The 19,468-nt window shown below is 62.4% G+C and carries 13 protein-coding genes and 1 pseudogene; 9 read left to right on the top strand and 5 right to left on the bottom strand.

Translation table 11 applies throughout. The features are described 5' to 3' along the window. Positions 1-10: 10 nt before the first annotated feature. Positions 11-2,935: a molybdopterin oxidoreductase family protein gene (locus P3T23_RS34175; protein WP_429320491.1), complete on the bottom strand. Its 2,925-nt coding sequence runs from the start codon at positions 2,933-2,935 to the stop codon at positions 11-13. 238 nt (positions 2,936-3,173) lie between these two features. Between P3T23_RS34175 and P3T23_RS34170 the strand changes: the two genes are divergently transcribed. Continuing rightward, positions 3,174-4,091 carry an NAD(P)-dependent oxidoreductase gene (locus P3T23_RS34170; protein WP_429320490.1) on the top strand — a complete coding sequence of 306 codons (918 nt, stop codon included), beginning with the start codon at positions 3,174-3,176 and terminating at the stop codon, positions 4,089-4,091. A 41-nt stretch (positions 4,092-4,132) separates the two neighbouring features. On the opposite strand, the gene P3T23_RS34165 is transcribed toward P3T23_RS34170, so the two are convergent. The 3 genes from P3T23_RS34165 to sauS all read right to left on the bottom strand — a co-directional run bounded on the left by P3T23_RS34165 (position 4,133) and on the right by sauS (position 8,786). After that, positions 4,133-5,515 (bottom strand): MFS transporter, encoded by a 1,383-nt coding sequence (locus P3T23_RS34165; protein WP_429320489.1) that lies wholly within the window; start codon positions 5,513-5,515, stop codon positions 4,133-4,135. A gap of 167 nt (positions 5,516-5,682) precedes the next feature. Then, a complete protein-coding gene (locus P3T23_RS34160) occupies positions 5,683-7,344 on the bottom strand; it encodes an AMP-binding protein (RefSeq protein ID WP_429320488.1) in 1,662 nt (553 codons plus the stop codon). Beyond that, entirely contained in the window at positions 7,341-8,786 is a 1,446-nt protein-coding gene (gene sauS, locus P3T23_RS34155; RefSeq protein ID WP_429320487.1) for an acylating sulfoacetaldehyde dehydrogenase, read from the bottom strand. Before sauS ends, P3T23_RS34160 begins: the two co-directional genes overlap by 4 nt. 201 nt (positions 8,787-8,987) lie before the next feature. On the opposite strand from sauS, the gene P3T23_RS34150 reads away from it, so the two are divergent. Then, positions 8,988-9,752, top strand: coding sequence for an IclR family transcriptional regulator (locus P3T23_RS34150; protein WP_429320486.1), 765 nt, complete (start codon positions 8,988-8,990; stop codon positions 9,750-9,752). Between the two features lie 179 nt (positions 9,753-9,931). Continuing rightward, positions 9,932-10,684 carry an IclR family transcriptional regulator gene (locus tag P3T23_RS34145; RefSeq protein ID WP_429320485.1) on the top strand — a complete coding sequence of 251 codons (753 nt, stop codon included), beginning with the start codon at positions 9,932-9,934 and terminating at the stop codon, positions 10,682-10,684. Positions 10,685-10,688: 4 nt separating this feature from the next. On the opposite strand, the gene P3T23_RS34140 is transcribed toward P3T23_RS34145, so the two are convergent. Continuing rightward, positions 10,689-12,215 (bottom strand): PLP-dependent aminotransferase family protein, encoded by a 1,527-nt coding sequence (locus P3T23_RS34140; RefSeq protein ID WP_429320484.1) that lies wholly within the window; start codon positions 12,213-12,215, stop codon positions 10,689-10,691. 294 nt (positions 12,216-12,509) lie between these two features. On the opposite strand from P3T23_RS34140, the gene tauA reads away from it, so the two are divergent. From tauA to xsc, 6 genes and pseudogenes are all read left to right on the top strand, one after another. After that, positions 12,510-13,568 carry a taurine ABC transporter substrate-binding protein gene (tauA, locus tag P3T23_RS34135; protein ID WP_429320483.1) on the top strand — a complete coding sequence of 353 codons (1,059 nt, stop codon included), beginning with the start codon at positions 12,510-12,512 and terminating at the stop codon, positions 13,566-13,568. Positions 13,569-13,600: 32 nt separating this feature from the next. Beyond that, entirely contained in the window at positions 13,601-14,416 is an 816-nt protein-coding gene (locus P3T23_RS34130; RefSeq protein WP_429320482.1) for a taurine ABC transporter ATP-binding protein, read from the top strand. Between the two features lie 55 nt (positions 14,417-14,471). Beyond that, a complete protein-coding gene (locus P3T23_RS34125) occupies positions 14,472-15,329 on the top strand; it encodes an ABC transporter permease subunit (protein ID WP_429320481.1) in 858 nt (285 codons plus the stop codon). Positions 15,330-15,381: 52 nt separating this feature from the next. After that, positions 15,382-15,717, top strand: coding sequence for a GNAT family N-acetyltransferase (locus P3T23_RS34120; RefSeq protein ID WP_429320480.1), 336 nt, complete (start codon positions 15,382-15,384; stop codon positions 15,715-15,717). Between the two features lie 296 nt (positions 15,718-16,013). Further along, positions 16,014-17,471 (top strand): annotated as a pseudogene (gene phnY / locus P3T23_RS34115) (phosphonoacetaldehyde dehydrogenase). Positions 17,472-17,622: 151 nt separating this feature from the next. Further along, the gene (gene xsc / locus P3T23_RS34110; RefSeq protein ID WP_429320479.1) at positions 17,623-19,425 is read left to right on the top strand and encodes a sulfoacetaldehyde acetyltransferase; all 1,803 of its coding nucleotides are present in this window, start codon (positions 17,623-17,625) and stop codon (positions 19,423-19,425) included. Positions 19,426-19,468: the final 43 nt, after the last annotated feature.

The raw sequence follows: 19,468 nt of genomic DNA, 5'->3' as shown, positions 1-19,468 counted from the left end.
GAGAGGCTCCTCATCCGTTACGCCTGGAGATACCGCGCAGGCGCGCCGCGAACTCGCCGCGCCCGGCAAAATACGTTTGCACAATGCGCTGCACTACACCGGTCGAACCCGGCAGCGCCTGCATCGGCGCGAACTGCGGCAACGTGTGGTCCGCGTCGGCCTCGGCCGGATAGATCCGCACGCGCACGTCGTACCAGGCCGCCTGTCCGGTGATCGGATCGGAATTCGACATACGCCCCGCGTGCTGCGCCGTGCCTGGCAGTTCGTCGGTGATCAGGTGATTCAGCAAAAAGCCACGTTGCGATTCATTGGCATTGGGGCCGAGGTTCCAGGCGCCGGCCGCCTTGCCGATCGCATTCCACGTCCACACCGTGCCCGGCTCCACCGCCTCGCTATAGCGCGCCATGCAACGCACCTTGCCCCACTGCGATTCGACATAAATCCATCCGCCGTCTTCGATACCGTTTGCGCGCGCCATCAGCGGATTCATGAACAGGTAGTTCTCGCCATGAATCTGTCGCAGCCACGCATTCTGCGAATCCCACGAGTGATACATCGCCATAGGCCGCTGCGTGACGGCGGCAAGCGGATAGCGCTCAAGATCGGTGGCGGCGAGTTCGAGCGGTTCGTACCAGAACGGCAACGGATCGAAGTACCGCTCGACACGTGCACGCAGGTGGTCAGGCGGCTGGCGTCCTGTGGTTTTGCCTTGTGCCGCAAGACGGAATTTCTGCATCACATCCGAGTACAGCTGGATCAGGATCGGCGTGTCGAACTTACGGAAGCCGTGTTCCACAGCCCACTTCAGATAGGGTCCGTTGACGCCGCGCATGTACTGCAGCGTCTCGGGCAGCGAATAGTGGAACACGCAGTTGTTTTTCGCGTACTGCTCCCACTGGTTTGGATTCGGCTCGCCCACCAGTGCCTTGTCGCCATTCTTGCCACGCCAGCCGATCAGGAAACCCACTCCCGAGTCCGGCGCGGTCTGAAAATTGACGATGAAGTCGGGATAGTCGCGAAACCTGCGCGTGCCCTGGGCGGTGGTGAACGCCGGCAACTTCAGACGGCTCGCCAGTTCGATCAGCACTTCCTGAAACGGCTTGCATTCCCCGGTCGGCGGCACGACCGGTATACGTACCGAATCCACCGGACCGTCGAACTCCGAGATCGGCCGGTCGAGCACCGACATCGCGTCATGCCGCTCCAGGTAGGTGGTGTCGGGCAGGATCAGGTCGGCGAACGCGGTCATCTCCGACTGGAACGCGTCGCAAACGACGAGGAACGGGATCTTGTATTCGCCGTCATCGCGCTTGTCCACGAGCATCTTGCGGACTTCCACCGTATTCATCGACGAGTTCCACGCCATGTTGGCCATGAAGATCAGCAGCGTATCGATCGGATAGGGATCGCCCCGCCATGCATTGGTGATCACGCCGTGCATCAGGCCGTGCACGGCGAGCGGATATTCCCACGAGAAGGCTTTGTCGATGCGCACCGGTTCGCCGGCGGCGTCGATGAAAAGGTCTTCGGGCGCAGCCGGCCAGCCGAGCGGCCCTGTCGCCAGCGGCGTATTCGGCTGCACGGCGTCGGGACTGTTCGGCGGTTTGGCTGACGGCGGCACCGCACGCGGGTACGGCGACTTGTGCCGGAAGCCGCCCGGTGTGTCGATCGTGCCCATCAGCGACATCAGCACGGCCAGCGCGCGAATCGATTGAAAGCCGTTCGAATGCGCCGCAAGTCCGCGCATTGCGTGAAAGGCGATCGGGCTGCCGGTGACCGTCTCGTGGGATTCGCCCCACGCGTCAGTCCAGTTGATCGGCAACGTAATCTTGTGATCGCGCGCTGCTTCCGCCATCTCGCGTGCGAGCCGCCGGATGGTGTCGGCGGGAATACCGGTGATGTTCGCGGCCCACTCCGGCGTGCAATCGGCCACGCGCTCGCGCAGCAACGCAAACGACGGCGTCACCGGCGTGCCATCTTCGAGCGCGTATTTCCCCGACATCGCCGGCACTGCGCCGCGCGTGTGATGCAGCACCGGGCGCTGGGTATTGAGGTCCCACCACAGGTGGTTTTGCGGAAACAGCGGATTGCCTTCGGGTGCTTCGGGGTCGCGCACGAACAGGCCAAACGTATCGGCATCCGCGTTCATGTCGAGCAGTTCGCCGGCATTCGTGTAGCGTGAGACGAACTCATGGTCGTAGGCGTCGCTCTCGATCAGCTCACGGATCAACGCCATGAACAGCGCACCGTCAGTGCCGGGACGGATCGGCACCCATTCGTCGGCAATCGCGGCGTACCCGGTGCGAATCGGATTGATCGCGATGAACCGGCCGCCGGCGCGCTTGAACTTCGACAGCGCGATTTTCAGCGGATTCGAATGGTGATCCTCCGCGGTACCGATCATGAAGAACAGCTTCGCGCTGTCGAGGTCCGGGCCGCCGAACTCCCAGAACGAACCGCCGATCGTGTAAATCATGCCGGCGGCCATATTGGCCGAACAGAAGCCGCCGTGCGCCGCGTAATTTGGAGTGCCGAACTGCTTGGCGAACAGACCTGTCAACGCCTGCATCTGGTCGCGCCCGGTGAAGAGCGCGAACTTCTTCGGATCGGTGGCGCGCAGATGGGCAAGGCGCTTTTCGAGCGTAGCGAACGCGACGTCCCACGACACGGGTTCGAACTGGGCGCTGCCGCGCTCAGCACCGGCTTTACGCATCAGCGGCTGGGTCAGCCGCGCTGGTGAATACTGCTTCATGATCCCCGAGGAACCCTTCGCGCAGATCACCCCTTGATTCAGCGGATGGTCGGGGTTGCCGTCGATATAACGCACCTCGCCGTCGCGCAGGTGCACGCGGATGCCGCACCGGCACGCGCACATGTAACACGTCGTCGTTTTCACCTCGAGCTTTTCATTCTGTGTGCGCGCGTGGTGTTCCATGTGTGCCTCCGTTAAAAATCCCCATGACGGCCGCGTTGGACGCAGGCAACCGCTGTCACCAGCCTATGAGCGATAGATAAAAAAGAGAAATCGCTATTTCATATCAAATCCATCGTCCCGGCTGATAGTTGCGTTTTGCGGGCGCCAGCCGGCCTGCGACCGCGCAGGGTCGCGCGGGGTCGATATCGCTGACATAATGGATTTCCCCCAATCTCGCCCCCGCACTGAAGGAGCCCCAGTGAACAATCCAGCCGCCCCCTCTTCGAGCGACGCAGTGCGTCGCGTCACCTTTCTCGGCCTCGGCGTCATGGGTCATCCGATGGCCGGGCATCTGGCGAAAGCCGGCCTCGAGGTGACGGTGTACAACCGTACCTGGCCGAAAGCCGAGCAATGGGTTTCCGAATACGGTGGACGCGCGGCGCGCACACCGCGCGAAGCCGTCGACGGCGCTGATCTTGTACTCGCGTGCGTGGGCAACGACGACGACCTGCGCAGCATCACGCTCGGCGACCAGGGCGCGTTCCCGGGCATGGCGCGTGGCACGGTGTTCGTCGACCATACGACGGCATCGGCCAACGTCGCACGCGAACTCGCGGAGATCGCCGCCACGCAGGGCCTGCATTTCATCGACGCGCCGGTCTCCGGCGGCCAGGCCGGCGCGCAGAAAGGCACGCTGACCATCATGTGCGGCGGCGATGCCACGGCGTTCGAACGTGCCGCAGCGACGCTTGACCACTATGCGGCGGCCGTCACGCTGATCGGCCCGGCAGGCGCAGGTCAACTGGCGAAAATGGTCAATCAGATCTGTATTGCCGGCATGGTGCAGGGCCTTTCCGAGGCCATCAATTTCGGCGAGCACGCAAACCTCGACATGCGGCTCGTGCTGGAGGTGATCGGCAAAGGCGCGGCCGCCAGCTGGCAAATGGAAAACCGCGGCACGACGATGATCGAAGGGAAGTTCGACTACGGTTTCGCGGTCGACTGGATGCGCAAGGACCTCGGCTTCTGCCTCGACGAAGCGAAGCGAAACGGCGCGTCGCTACCGGTCACCGCCCTCGTCGACCAGTTCTATGGCGACGTGCAGGGCCTGGGCGGCAACCGCTACGATACGTCCAGCCTCATCTGGCGCCTGCGCAAGCTCAACCCCGCCGGCTGACGCTTGCCGGGCGCCTGCAGAATGCGCCGCCTGCCAGCGCCTCATTTGCGCCACCGCAACGGGCGGCGCAGGTGGTGCCGCTCCAGCCTGACGGCCGGGCCCGCGTGAAGAAACGCGGGCATGCCGCCCAGCGCGACCCCTTCCTGCCGCTCGCGCTCTTCGTCGGCCTCGACCGTCTTGCCCGTATCGATGAAGAGCGCCGCGACGATACCCACGGCCAGCAGGCACGCGGAAATCGTGAACGGCACGTCGAAGCTGCCGGTCGTCTCGATCAGGTAACCGAACACGACCGGCGAGACCATGCCCGCCACGCCGAAGCCCGTGTTCATGATGCCGCCCGCGGTACCCGCGTATTTGCCGGCGATGTCGAGCGGCAGGGTCCACAAGACGGGATTCGTGATCTCGAGGAAAAAGAACGACGCGGACAGGAACAGCACCGCCATCAGCGGGTTGGTCGCGGATATCATCGGCAGAAGGAAGATCAGCGAGCCACCCATCCCCACCACCAGCACGGCACACCGCGCAAAGCGCAGGCGGCCTGTGAGCCTGTAAAGCCGGTCCGACACCACGCCGCCCAGGGTATCGCCGATCACCCCCGCGAGCAGCGGCAGTGCGGTGAAAAGCGCCAGTTGTTTGAGATCGAAGCCGCGTGACTCCTTCAGATACGAAGGCAGCCAGGTCAGATAGACCCAAAGCAGCCAGCCGTAGCAGAAGTCGACGAAAGTGACGAGCCACATCCGGCGGATCAGCTTGCGCCACGGCGTGGCCGTATGTTTTGCGCGGTCGCAATCGCCGGCGCGATAGCCGATCTCCGCGGTTTCCTCGGGCGTGATGCGCCGGTTCTGCTCGGGCGAGTTCGTGAAAACGCAGAGGTACAGCACCGTCCATGCGAGACTGGCCACGCCGAGCAGAATGAACGCATCGCGCCAGCCGCCCGCCACGACCACCGCGAGCACGAGTGGCGGCGTCACGGCGCCGCCGAGACGCGCGAAACTGTGCGTGATGCCCTGGGCGAAGCCACGCTCCGCAACCGGCATCCAGTAGGTAAATGCCCGCGTGGCGCTCGGAAATGCACCGCCTTCACCGATCCCGAGCGCGAACCTCAGCGCAACGAGCATCACCACACTGCCGGCGAACCCGGTGGCGAGCGTCGCCACGCCCCAGATCAACGACAGCACCGTCAGCACCAGTTTCGGCCCGTACTTGTCCGACAGCCATCCGCCGATGATCTGCATAAACGCGTACGGATACGCAAAAGCCGAGAACACGAGACCGAGCTGGACCGTCGTCAGCCCCATTTCGTGGCGAATCAGGGGGCCGGCCACGGCGATGTTCACACGATCAATGTACGAGATGAAGTACATCAGGCACATGACGGCCAGGATGATGTGGCGCGTCTTCACACGCCGCTTGTGCGTTTCCATGCTGTCTCCTGTCTCTCTTATGTGACGACTGTGACGACTTTGACGGCTCTTATGCCTGCGACGTCCAGGGTCGTTCGATCAGTACGGCGGACTGGGTCCGCTCTCTCGCTCTCATACGTTTCTTCCCGCACTTGCCGGCGCTGCCGCGGCCGGCCCGTTCGCAGCCGTCAGGAGGGCGGCGCCAGCTTGAGGCGCTGAACCTTGCCCGAAGGCCCGCGAGGCAGTTCCGCGATGAAGTGGAACGCCTTCGGCGTCTTGTAGCGGCCCAGTTCGCGCAGGCAGTGCGCATGCAGATCCGCTACGTCGAGCGCGTCTTGTCCCTCCCCCACGCGTGGCACGACGAAAGCAACGATCTCCTGGCCGTATGCCGTATCCGGCACGCCGACCGCCGCCGCATCCAGCACGCCGGGGTGTCTGAGCAATGCTTCGTCGATTTCGCGCGGCGCGATGTTTTCGCCGCCCTTGATGATCAGTTCCTTCGCCCGGCCGTTGATGTAGAAGTAGCCGTCGTCGTCGCGATACCCGAGGTCGCCGGTGCGCAGCCAGCCGTCGTCGGTGAAAGCTGCACGCGTTTCCTCGGGCCGCTTGTAGTAACCGCCCATGACCTGCTCGCCGCGCAGTACGAGTTCGCCGCACTCGCGGGATGCGCACTCGTGGCCGTCCCTCCCTATCACCTTCGCTTCGCCGCCCGAAGGCAGACCAATACTGCCGATTCTTCGCGACGCCGCATCATAGGGATTGCTGAATACCGGTGCGGCCGTTTCGGTCATGCCCATGGTTTCGATGATGCCGACGCCGAAGCGCGCCTCGAACGCACGGTGATGATCGACCGGCAGCGCCGCCGAAGCACTGCGGCAGAACTTCAACGCCGACAGATCGAACTCGAACCGTTCGTCGTTGTTGAGCAGATAGGCGACGATGGTCGGCACCACGTTGATCCATGTGCAGCCGTGGCGCGAGACGTCGCGCCAGAAGGTGCGCGCGGAAAAGCGCGACGTCATGACCACCGAGCCGCCGTGAAAGAGCGGCGCGATCAGCGTCACGACCAGGCCATTGATGTGATAAAGCGGTAACGCAGCGAGAACCCGGTCGTCGTTGCCGAGCCGGTGTTCGGCGGTGATGTTCCGCGCGTTGGCCAGCAGGTTTCGGTGCGTCAGCAAGACGCCCTTCGGTGCGCCTGTGGTGCCGGATGTGTACATCAGCAGCGCGACTTCGTCCGCGTCCGGTTCGAACGCGGACGACAGGGCCGTATTGCGCCGGAGCCCAGGGACGCGCGGCGCCGATGCCGGCTGCGCGGCGGCGCCTACGGTCGCTTCCGCCAGAGCCGGCTCGGTTTGCAGCGATGCGGGCGGCTCCAGGGCATCCGGTTCCGTTTGCACCAGCGCGATGTCATGGGCAAGAGCTTGTTCGTGCAAGCCGGCGATGGCCACTTCGGCAGCGCCGCGCGTCTCGCGCCCGGCAAAGATCATGAGCGTGTCCGAATGCTCGACGATGTAGCGAAGCTGCGAAGGCTGGCACAGCAGATTGAGCGGGTTGGCGACGAGTCCGCTATACATCGCGGCAAGCAACAGCCGCGCGGTCTGGATACCGTTGCCCATGAACACCGAGACGACATCGCCTGGCCGCAGGCCGGCTTCCCGAAAACGTGCTTCCAGCGCGCGGCAGTCGTCCCTCAGTTCGCCGAACGTCAATGTGTTCGCGCGTGCACCGGCGACACTGTTGGAGGCACCGCTTTCCTCACCTTCGGGCGCCGCCAGCAGGAACGGCTTATCCGGAAACTGCGCAGCACGCGCGTCGATCAGCGTGCGGATCGTCAGAGGCTGGTTCATCGACCGTATCTCCTGAAGAACTCGCCGAGCAGGTCTTCGACCTCGGGCACGCGCTCCTCGATCGGGTACGCGACGCGCGTAATATTCAGGTACTGGCGAAAGTTCAGATTGCCGGAGAAATTGTTGCGGCCCCACGTCCCGCACCCCATCGACAGCGAGAACGGCAAGCCGTTATCGAAGTTGCCGCCGGTCGCGAAGCAATGCGCCTGATTCACGATCACACGCGCGACCGGCAAGGTCGAACCCAGTAGCACAGCCTGCTCTGGATCGGTGGAATGCAGCCCGACCGAATGCCCGGCTCCCATGTAGGCGTAAATGCTGCGCACGATGTCGGAAGCGGCGTCGAAAGTGTCTGCGCGATAAACGGTCAGAACCGGCGCGAGCTTCTCACCAGAAAATGGGTAGTCCGTACCGAAGCCTGTTTCCTCCACCATCAGAAAGGAGGGGTCACGTCCGGCAATGTCATCGAGGCCCGCCGCGCGTGCAATCGACGCAGCAGATCTCGCGGTGCATTGCTCGGACAGCTTGCCGTTCACCCACATGGCGGCCTGCAGCCGTGCCTTTTGCAGGCCGTCCAGCAGCACGCCGCCACACGCGGCCAGTTCGCGCAACATGGGCGGGTACACCGCATCCTCGATCACGATGCTGTTCTCGGATGAACAGCTCGTCGCGTTATCGAAGGTTTTCGAACTGGCAATCTTGTGCGCTGCATCGTGCAGATCGGCAGACGCTGTCACGATCGACGCGACGTTCCCCGCTCCTACACCGAACGCAGGCGTCCCGCTTGCGTAGGCCATCCGAACGTTCGCCTGCGATCCAGTCGCGACGACCAGATCGGCCTGACGCATCAACTCAGCCGTGGCCGCCTTGCTAATCGGCGCAGGCAGCATCTGGACGAGGTCCGCGGGCAGGCCGGCTTTGGCGAATTGTTCATGGATGAACCCGATCAGCAGCGCGCAGGACGAATAGCCCTTTGGAGAAGGCGCGACGATGACGGCGTTGCCGCATTTGAGGGCGTTGACGATCTTGTTGACCGGCGTCGCCGCGGGATTGGTCGATGGCGTGACCGCCGCGACCACGCCGACAGCGCGCGCTATCTCGACGATGCCGGTTGCCGTATCGCGCGCGATCACACCACTGGTCTTCTGTCCGTGCAGATCGCGTAGCAACCCGAGCGTCTTGCGATAGTTCTTGCGAAATTTGTCGTCCGCGTTGCCGAGACCGGTGTCGTGCACCGCCAGTTCGGCAAGCCGCCGGTTGCGCGCTGGCTCCATGATGGCCCACGCTGCGGCGTCGGCGGCGGTATCGAGCACGTCTTGTCCCGCGAACTCGAATACACGCTGCGCGGCACGGGCGCGCCCGACCCGTTCCGCGACGCTGCGCCCGACTTCGCTGTCCACGCGCTCACGCGCTGCTTCGGCTTCTGTAGCCCTGACGTTCATAAGGTTCACTCCGGATGGCAAAGATTGGCACTAGAACCAATCTAGCCAGCCATGCCTGCTTCGGAGTCCCGTTTTTTTAACTATCCCCTGCACTACGCTCGCGAGAATCGAAAAGTGCGAAATTCGGGACTTTCCACAGTCCCGAAAACCAATCAGGTCGATGCACAATCCAACTTACAAATACGACGGTGAGGAGACGAAGTGTCGACTTCGAATCAATCGAATGCGGCGGCCGTGCGCGCGTTTCGCGTACTCGAAACGTTGGCGGAAGCAGGCGGTCCGCTTTCGATGATGGATCTCGTGCATGCGCTCGAGTTGCCGAAGCAGACCGTGCATCGCATCCTCGTGCAGTTGATGGACGCATGGCTCGTCACGCGCAGCGCGGGCGACCGACTCTATGAATGCTCACCGCGCGTGCGCATGCTCGCCGTCAACGTGCTGATGCATGCGGGCCCGGCGGCCGCCCGCCATGTGTTGCTTGAACAGCTGGTGGCGAAAATCGGCGAGACATGCAATCTGACGATGCTCTCCGGCAACGATGTGGTCTACGTGGACCGGGTGGAAACCGAGTGGCCGCTACGCATGCACCTTCAGCCGGGCTCGCACGTTCCGCTGCATTGCTCGGCAAGCGGCAAATTGCTGCTCAGCTTTCTGCCGAAGGACCGGCGGGAACGGGTTATCGAGACCTTGCCGCTGCGCGCCTATTCGGAACGGACGATCACGGACCGCGAGGCGTTACGGAAGGAACTGCTCACGACGCGGCGGCGCCAGCTCGCGATCAACAATCAGGAACATCTGCAGGGACTCATCGCCATCGCCGTGCCCGTCATGCTGGACCGCAATCGTGCGTGTGCGGCCATTGCCGTTCAGGCACCGGTCGGGCGGGTCGCGCTCGACGATCTGCTGGCCTTTCTGCCCGATCTGCGTCTCGCTGCCGAGGAAACCGCGAAAACCTTCCGGATGTAACCCCGTTCAACGGGGTTGAATACACTGTCATGCACCGTCCCGCAGCGGTTCGCCTCATTCCGGAAAACGGGACGATGCAAGCCGGGCACCTACGCCTCGAACACCGTAGATCCGCGAAAACCCGCTTCCGCAAAGGCGCGCGGTACAATGATGCCGATCCATATTCCGGAACGGCAGACATGACTAAAGCGGATACTCCTACCCTACGCGCGTTCGCGCTGCTCGAGCATCTCGTCAACGCCGAAGGTCCGGTGTCGCTCGCCGACATCGCACAGGACGTCGATCTGCCGAAGGCTTCGCTGCACCGCATGCTGGCTTCGCTGGAGGCAGGCGGCCTCGTGATCCGCGAGCCGGGCCAAAAGAACGCCTATGTGATCGGGCCGCGCCTTGCGCAACTCGGTCTTGGCGTCATGATGCACTCGGGTGCGCGCCGGCTGCGGCATGCGATCCTGGCGCACCTCGTCGCCGATCTCGGCGAGACCTGCAATCTCACGATGCTTCACGAAACCGAGGTACTCTATCTCGACCGGATGGAGGCGCCGTGGCCGTTGCGGCTCGATCTCAAGCCTGGCTCGCACGTGCCCGCGCATTGCAGCGCGAGCGGCAAGCTGCTGCTGGCGATGCTGCCGCGCGAGCAACGCAGCGCGATCGTGCACACGCTGAAGCTCGAACGCTTCACACCGAATACCATCACCGATCCCGAACTGCTCGAAGCGGAACTCGATCGCACCGCACACAAGCGCATTGCGATCGACAACGAGGAGTTTGTGGCCGGCATCGCGTGCGTGGCCGCGCCGGTGATGGGTGAGAACAACACGTGCATCGCCGCGATCGCTGTCCATGCGCCGGTTTCACGTGCGCCGCTTTCACGCGCGCTCGAATTCGTTCCGCGCCTGCAGGACGCGGCGCAGGAACTCGCAAAAACGTTCTAGTCGCTTACGCCTCGGGCCGCTGCGCGCGCACGAGCTCCGCGAGCAGGCGTACACCGGCATCGATCTTTTCGAGCTTGATGGCCGAAAAGCCCATCCGGAAGCAGTGGTTCTGCTCCAGTCCATCCATGAAAAAGACGTGACCCAGCTCGATCAGGATACCGTGGGCTTGCGCATCCTCGGCGAGCCTGGTCGCGTCGAGCCAGGGCGGCCCCTCGACCCAGCACGACGCGCCGCCGCCAATTGGCACATAGCGCGCTTCGGGCAGCCAGGTGTCGAGCGCCGCCATCAGCGCCTGCGCCCGCTCCCGATACGCATAGGCGAGCCGTCGCAATAGCGCGTCGTGATGGCCAAGTGCCAGGAAGGTGGCAAAGGCACGCTGTATATAGGCAGCCGGGTGGCGCACCATCAGGCGCCGCAGTGCGCGCAGTTCGCGCACGAGCTCGCGCGGTCCGACGATATAGCCGAGCCGCAACCCAGGCGCAAAGGTCTTCGACAGGCTGCCGATGTAGATCACGCGATCCGCCGTATCCAGGCTCTTCAATGCGGGGTGCGGTGCGCCGGAGAAGTTGTTCTCGCTCTCGTAGTCGTCTTCGATCAGGACGAAGTCATGCTCCTGCGCCAGTTCGAGGAGCGCATGCCGACGCTCGATGGGCATGGTCGCCGTCGTTGGGCACTGGTGGCTTGGCGTGACATAGACGTAGTCGCATTGCGCGAGCAGATCGGCGTCCTCGACCGGCCGCACACCGCCGCCATCGACAGGCAGAGGCTGCAGCCGCGCATTGCGGTTCTCAAAGATATTGCGGGCATCCGGATAGCCGGGATTTTCAAAGCCGATCGTGGTCCGCTCGCTCGCCAGCAGGTCCGCAATCAGATACAGCGCCTGTTGGCAGCCAATCGTGACAACGATCTCATCCGGCATCGCAAACACGCCCCGCCGCGGCAGCACGCGCGTGCGGATCTGCTGAATCAGCGTATCGTCGTCGCGCTCGATCAGGTCCGGCGCCCAGCTGCGGATCTCCATGACCGACAGCGCTTTCATACAGCATTCGCGCCAGTCATTCGTCGGAAACAGCGACTGATCGAACTGCCCGTAGATAAACGGGTACTCGTAGCTCAGCCAGTTGCCCGGCTTGACGATGTTGCGCTGCGCGGACGGGCGCCTGCGCACGCGCTGGTCCCAGTCCGGCCGCGCGAGCGCTTCGTTGGCCGCCTGGCTCGGGGTTGTCTGCAGCGGGGAGAATCCGTGGCGCCCCTCGAGTATGGCCGGATTGACGAAGTGCCCGCTGCGCTCGCGTGAGATCAGATAACCCTCTTCGACGAGTTGCTGGTATGCCAGCACGACCGTGTTGCGGGCAACACTCAACTGGTCGGCCAGTTCCCGGCTGGATGGCAAGGCGTGATCGGGCGGCAGTTGGCCGTCGAGAATCGCGGCCACCAGCATCTGGCGAATCTGGCCCTGCAGGCTCATATTCGACTCGGGTGAACGCTGGAACCGCTGGGTCCATAAGGCCACCGAGGTACGACTAGACATGCTTTCTCCTGAGTTTTGAGGGCGGCAACCGCCCGCACCAAGACGAGCACCCGCATGGTGAACACGCCCAGCGGGAGGGCTTCCCCGCACAAAGACCACGATTCGGGGATACCGGCGGACCGGTCCGTTTCAGAGCAGCCAATGTGGACTCAACGATCAGCCTCGTCTGGCCCTAACCGCCTCTATTTTTTAATGACGATACTCGCATCAACCCTTTCCCGGCGATTGGGACAAGCCCCCGTCGGCACGCGTGAGATTCGCGTGTATCCCGCAAGGCTATCTTGGAGACCTACGATGAAAAGCGATCTACACCCGAAGTTGCCGCAATGGTTCAGCCGACTGACGCGTTGCCTCACGGGCGCGGCGCTGGCTGCGCTCACGTGCCTTGCGGCGCAACCCAGCTACGCTCAGGACAAGGAGGTCACGATCGCCTACCAGCAGATTGTCGACCCATGGGTCGTCGCGATCGCCAACGGCTCGATCGAGAAAGAGACTGGCTACAAGATCAACTGGCGGCAGTTCGAATCCGGTGCGAAAGTCGCGACCGCGATGGCCTCCGGGGACGTGAAGGTCGGGGTGATAGGCTCAAGCCCGCTCGCGGCGGCGGTGAGCCAGGGCGTCGATCTGCAACTCTTCTGGATTCTCGACAACATTAACCAGGCTGAAGCGATGGTCGTGCGCAACGGCTCCGGCATCACCAAACCGGCCGAGCTGAAGGGCAAGACGATCGGTGTGCCCTTCGTGTCGACGACGCACTATCACACCATGTTCGCGTTGCAGCATTGGGGCATCAATCCGTCCGAGGTGAAGATCCTCAACATGCAGCCCAACCAGCTGGTCGCAGCGTGGGAACGCGGCGATATCGATGCCGCCTACGTGTGGGATCCGGCACTCGCTCAGTTGAAGAAAAACGGCAAGGTACTGATTACTTCCGGCGACCTGTCGAAACTCGGCAAACCCACGTTTGACGGGATTGCAGTCGATCGCAAATGGGGCGAGGATCATAAGGACTTCATGGCAAAACTGGTGAAGGCGATCTCCGATGCAGACGATCAATACCGGAAGAACGCCGCGCAATGGAATGCAACGTCGCCGCAGGCAGCGTCTATCGCGAAGATGATCGGCGGCTCGCCGGCCGATGTCCCGGAATCTCTGTCGCTCTACGCGTTTCCGACCATCCAGGAGCAGGCATCCGCGCAATGGCTGGGCGGCGGCAGTGCGGGTCGCGCTACATTCGCGCTGAAGGATACGGCGAATTTTCTTAAGGACCAGAAACAGATCAGCGCGGTGTTGCCGGATTACTCGAAATTTGTGACCCCGGCTTATGCCGAGGCCGCGATGAAGCTCAAATGACGTAGGCCGGTTCCGTCGAATCAGGAGGCAGTATGGAAAGCATGAGAGTCAAGAATGTGAGCGTGGTCTTTCCCGGGCGCAGTGCGGGCCAGACTGTGCACGCGCTCGACAACATCAATCTGACAATCAATTCGGGGGACTTCGTCGTCGCATTGGGTGCATCGGGCTGTGGCAAGACCACGCTGCTGTCGCTCATGGCTGGCTTCATCGCGCCGACCAGTGGGGAGTTGCTGCTGGGCGGCACGCCGATTGCGGGACCGGGCGCCGACCGTGGCGTGGTGTTCCAGAAGCACGCGCTGCTGCCGTGGCTCAACGTGATCGATAACGCCGAATTCGGCCTGAAACTTCAGGGGGTGCCGAAAACGCAGCGACGCGAGATTGCGGTGCGCAATCTCGCGCTGGTGGGCTTGCAGGACTTCCACAAGCACATGATCTATCAGCTCTCCGGCGGGATGCAGCAGCGTGTCGGCATCGCCCGCGCGCTGACCTGCGACCCGGCCATGCTGCTGATGGACGAACCGATGGCCGCGCTCGATGCGCTAACCCGCGAAACGATTCAGGAACTGCTGCTCGACGTCTGGACCAAGACCAGCAAGATGTTCTTCTTCATCACCCACAGCGTCGAGGAAGCGCTATTCCTGGCAAGCCACCTGATCGTGATGTCGCCCCGTCCCGGACGCATCACCCACACTTACGAGCTCGATTTCAATCGACGTTTTCTTGAGACACGCGACGCGCGTGCGATCAAGTCGAGTCCCGATTTCATCGAAATGCGCGAGCGTGTGCTCAGCATTATTTACGGCGACGAAAAAATGCACGCTGCCGAAGCCGAGGTGACGCATGTTTAGTTCAAAACGGTCTCATGTACTTGCACACGGCCATCACGCGCCGCTGGGATCCGACATGCCAATCGAGCCGCCGCGCACGCCGGGTCGTCGTCCACGGCTTCTCGCCAAGAAGCCCGCCAAGCCAGGCGACACATTCGGCGTGCCCGGCCAGGGCAGCAGCATCGTCACGAGCCTTGTGACGGTCGCCGCGTTCCTCGGGCTGTGGTTTGCCGCAACCAACCTTCACTGGATCAAGCCGCTCTTTCTGCCATCGCCTCAAGCCGTGTATGCGAAGTTTATCTATGTCGCCACGGAAGGCTTCGCCAATTCGACGCTCGCGCAGCATACTGGCATCAGTTTGCTGCGCGTCTTCGGCGCCTTCGCGCTCGCCTGCGTGACCGCAATTCCGATCGGGGTCATGATGGGGGTGTCGCGCTTTGCGCGTGGCGTATTCGATCCGCCGATCGAATTCTATCGGCCCCTTCCGCCGCTCGCCTATTTGCCGCTCATCATCATCTGGTTCGGCATCGGCGAATTTTCCAAGGTCTTTCTGATCTATCTGGCCATCTTCGCGCCACTGGCCATCGCCGCGCGATCCGGCGTACGTTCCGTGTCGATCGAGCAGATTCACGCGGCCTATTCGATGGGCGCCTCGCGCACGCAGGTGGTCCTTTATGTGATCCTGAAGTCTGCGTTGCCGGAGATCTTCACCGGCATGCGGATCGGCATCGGCGTCGGCTGGACGACACTCGTGGCCGCGGAAATGGTGGCATCGACGAGCGGCCTCGGCTTCATGGTACTCAATGCTGCCGAGTTCCTTGCCAGCGACGTGGTGATCATGGGCATTATCGTCATCGGCTTCTTTGCTTTATGCTTTGACCTGTTGATGCGTCACCTCGAGCGAGTGCTAGTCCCCTGGAAGGGCAGAGTTTGATCGCAAAGGATCACCAATCCATATCGCCTACCGTCATCGGGAGAAGAGAGTCATGCGCGTGATCGTGTTCAAGGATCGATGTGATCGCGTTATTCAGATTGTGTTTGACGAAGATTGCACACGCGCAGTGGCATATCACCACGATGAACCTGTCGGTGAGTTACGTATCGGCATTGACGACGATTCCGTGAATGCGGTTGCAACGTTGCTGAATGTCCACGTGGAACTTGCCTATCGCCGTAGCGGTATCGCGCACACCCTGCTCGCCTACGCCAGCAGGGAAATCGGTCAGCCAATCAGGGTTGATCTGCCTGCGTCGCCAGATTCATTTGCATTTGAAACACTTTTTCGCTGTCTTTCCAGTGAAGGGATTCTCGTCTCAGCGTGACGCGCCCGCGCTCCGTACTGACGGCGTTTTCTGCGTTCGCCAGTTGAGCAGCGTCAATCATTTTTCGGGTGCGGAGGAACCTGATCAGCAGGGACTACATCCGCGCCAGGCGCAACGAGGGAGCCGGCATAAGTCCGGGCCCTAAACACGTTGAGGTATCGCGTGGCTCGCGCCTCCATCTACCGCCGTACACCGCCCTGGGAGAAACGTGGACTCAGCGATTGACGCAAGCTGGCACTACTCGTTTGTCTGTTCCGTCGGCAATACTTCAGCTGTCTGTTATCGCTGGAGACAGTATGAACCCCATCGTGGAAATACGGCCGTCGTTGCAGGTTCGTCATGAATCCCTGCGCATCGGCGGAGAAAGGATCCGGCGCGCGGAGCTCATCGAGGTTTTAAATCCCTACAACGGCGAACTGGTCGGCACGGTGCCAAAGGCGACGCTCGCCGACGTGCAGCACGCCTTCGCCTGGGCGCACGGATATCGTGCGCAGCTTACGCGTTACGAGCGCTCGCAGATTCTGCGGCGCGCGGCGGAAATCGTCCGTGAGCGCACCGCAGAAATCTCCGATCTGATCACTGCCGAGTCAGGCCTTTGCAAAAAGGACTCGCTGTACGAAGCAGGCCGCGTCAGCGACGTGATGACCTTCGGCGCAAATGAAGCGCTTTAGGACGACGGCCAGGTGTTTTCCTGCGATCTCACCCCACACGGCAAGAAACGTCGGGTTTATACGCAGCGCGATCCTCTGCTGGGTGTTATCTCCGCGATCACCCCGTTCAACCATCCGATGAATCAGGTCGCGCACAAGATCGTGCCGTCGATCGCGACCAACAACCGTATCGTCGTCAAACCGTCTGAAAAGGTGCCGCTGTCCACGTACCTGCTCGCGGACATTCTTTACGCGGCCGGCCTGCCGCCGCAAATGCTTCAGGTCATCACGGGCGACCCGAAGGAGATCGCCGACGAGCTGATTACCAATGTGCACGTGGATCTGATTACATTTACGGGCGGCGTGCCGATCGGCAAATACATCGCCAGCAAGATGGGTTATCGACGCGCCGTACTCGAACTCGGCGGCAACGATCCGATCATCGTGATGGAAGACGCTGATCTGGAAGAGGCCAGCACACTCGCCGTCTCGGGCTCTTACAAAAACTCCGGGCAGCGCTGCACGGCGATCAAGCGGATGCTCGTGCATGAGGCGGTGGCCGACCGTTTTGTCGAACTGCTCGTGGAAAAGACCCGCGCAATACGTTACGACGATCCCGCCGATCCGGACACGGACATGGGCACCGTCATCGACGAGCCCGCGGCAGCGTTCTTCGAAGCGCAGGTCAACGATGCGGTGAGCCGCGGCGCGAAACTGCTGTACGGCAACATCCGCGACGGTGCGCTGTACTCGCCGACCGTCGTCGATCACGTCACGCCCGACATGCCACTCGTCAAGTACGAAACCTTCGGACCGGTGTCGCCGGTGATCCGCTTTCGCGATATTGATGACGCGATTCGTATTTCTAATTCGACCGACTATGGTTTGTCTTCGTCGGTGTGTACGAACCGGGTTGACTACATCACACGGTTTATTGCCGAGCTGGAGGTCGGCAGTGTGAATGTGCGCGAGGTGCCCGGTTACCGGCTCGAATTGACGCCGTTCGGCGGGATCAAGGATTCCGGGCTTGGCTACAAGGAAGGCGTGCAGGAAGCGATCAAAAGTTTCACCAACGTGAAGACGTATTCGTTGCCGTGGAGCTGACCCGGTCGGAGATTTCATTTAAGGTACAAAACATACCGTTTTCTGAATTATATCTCTTGACCATCACAGCATGATTGCCCTACATTTCAGACAGACACTCATTTTTCGGAACCATTCGTTCCGTTTTTATTAGAGACCGGAGACAGCCCTCATGAGCGATCACACCCCCATCAGCGGCCCGCAGGCCATGACCCCCTCGGAAGCTTTTGTCGAAACCCTTGCCGCCAACGGCGTGACCGACATGTTCGGCATCATGGGCTCCGCGTTCATGGACGCCATGGACATCTTCGCCCCCGCCGGCATCCGCCTCATCCCCGTGGTGCACGAACAGGGCGCCGGCCACATGGCCGACGGCTACGCTCGCGTGTCAGGCCGGCACGGCGTGGTCATCGGCCAGAACGGCCCGGGCATCAGCAACTGCGTGACCGCCATCGCCGCGGCTTACTGGGCGCACAGCCCCGTGGTCATCATCACGCCCGAGGCGGGTACCATGGGCATCGGCCTGGGCGGCTTCCAGGAAGCGAAGCAGCTCCCCATGTTCCAGGAGTTCACCAAGTACCAGGGCCACGTCACTCACCCCGCACGCATGGCCGAGTTCACCGGCCGTTGCTTTGACCGTGCCCAGGCCGAGATGGGCCCCACCCAGCTCAATATCCCGCGCGACTACTTCTACGGCCAGATCAAGGCTGAGATTCCGCAGCCGCAACGTCTGGACCGTGGCCCGGGCGGCGATCAACGCCTGAACGAAGCCGCCGAACTGCTCGCGCAGGCGAAATTCCCCGTCATCATTTCGGGCGGCGGCGTCGTCATGGCCGATGCGATTGAGGAGTGCAAGGCGCTCGCCGAGCGCCTGGGTGCCCCTGTCGTCAACAGCTACCTGCATAACGACTCCTTCCCCGCCAACCATCCGCTGTGGTGCGGACCGCTCGGCTACCAGGGGTCCAAGGCCGCCATGAAGCTGATCGCCCGCGCCGACGTCGTCATCGCCCTCGGCTCGCGGCTGGGACCATTCGGCACGCTGCCTCAGCATGGCATGGACTACTGGCCCCAGAACGCCAGGATCATCCAGATCGATGCCGACCACAAGATGCTCGGTCTGGTGAAGAAGATCTCCGTGGGCATCTGTGGCGACGCGAAAGCCGCCGCCGTCGCCCTCACCCAGCGCCTCGCCGGGCGTACCCTCGCCTGCGACGCGTCACGCGAGGAGCGCGCCGGCCAGATCGCCGCCGAAAAGGCCGCCTGGGAGAAGGAGCTCGTCGGCTGGACCCATGAGCGCGACCCCTACAGTCTCGACATGATCGAAGAGCAGAGTCACGAGCGCACGCCCGGCGGCGGCCGCTACCTGCATCCCCGCCAGGTACTGCGCGAGCTGGAAAAGGCCATGCCCGAAGACGTGATGGTCTCCACTGACATCGGCAACATCAACTCCGTGGCAAACAGCTACCTGCGGTTTAACAAGCCGCGCAGCTTCTTCGCCGCGATGAGCTGGGGCAACTGTGGCTACGCATTCCCGACCATCATCGGCGCCAAGGTCGCCGCGCCCCATCGTCCGGCCGTTTCCTACGCTGGCGACGGTGCATGGGGCATGAGTCTGATGGAAACCATGACCTGCGTGCGTCACAACATTCCGGTCACCGCCGTGGTCTTCCACAACCGCCAGTGGGGCGCGGAAAAGAAGAACCAGGTGGATTTCTACAACCGCCGCTTCGTTGCCGGCGAGCTCGATAACCAGAGTTTTGCGGAGATCGCGCGCGCGATGGGGGCGGAAGGCATCGTCGTGGACAATCTGGAAGATGTGGGCCCGGCACTCAAGCGCGCTATCGACCTGCAGATGAACCACGGCAAGACCACCATCATCGAGATCATGTGCACCCGCGAACTCGGCGACCCGTTCCGCCGCGATGCGCTGGCCAAGCCGGTACGTCTGCTCGACAAGTACAAGGACTACGTCTGATTCACCTGTTGTCTGGGTGTCCGGGCTCAGGAGGGAAGACCGC

Origin of the sequence: Paraburkholderia sp. GAS448, assembly GCF_050435685.1 — a bacterium.
Taxonomy (GTDB): domain Bacteria; phylum Pseudomonadota; class Gammaproteobacteria; order Burkholderiales; family Burkholderiaceae; genus Paraburkholderia.
Note: the sequence above shows the minus strand (reverse complement) of the source record. Positions and strands in the feature narration are given on the sequence as shown.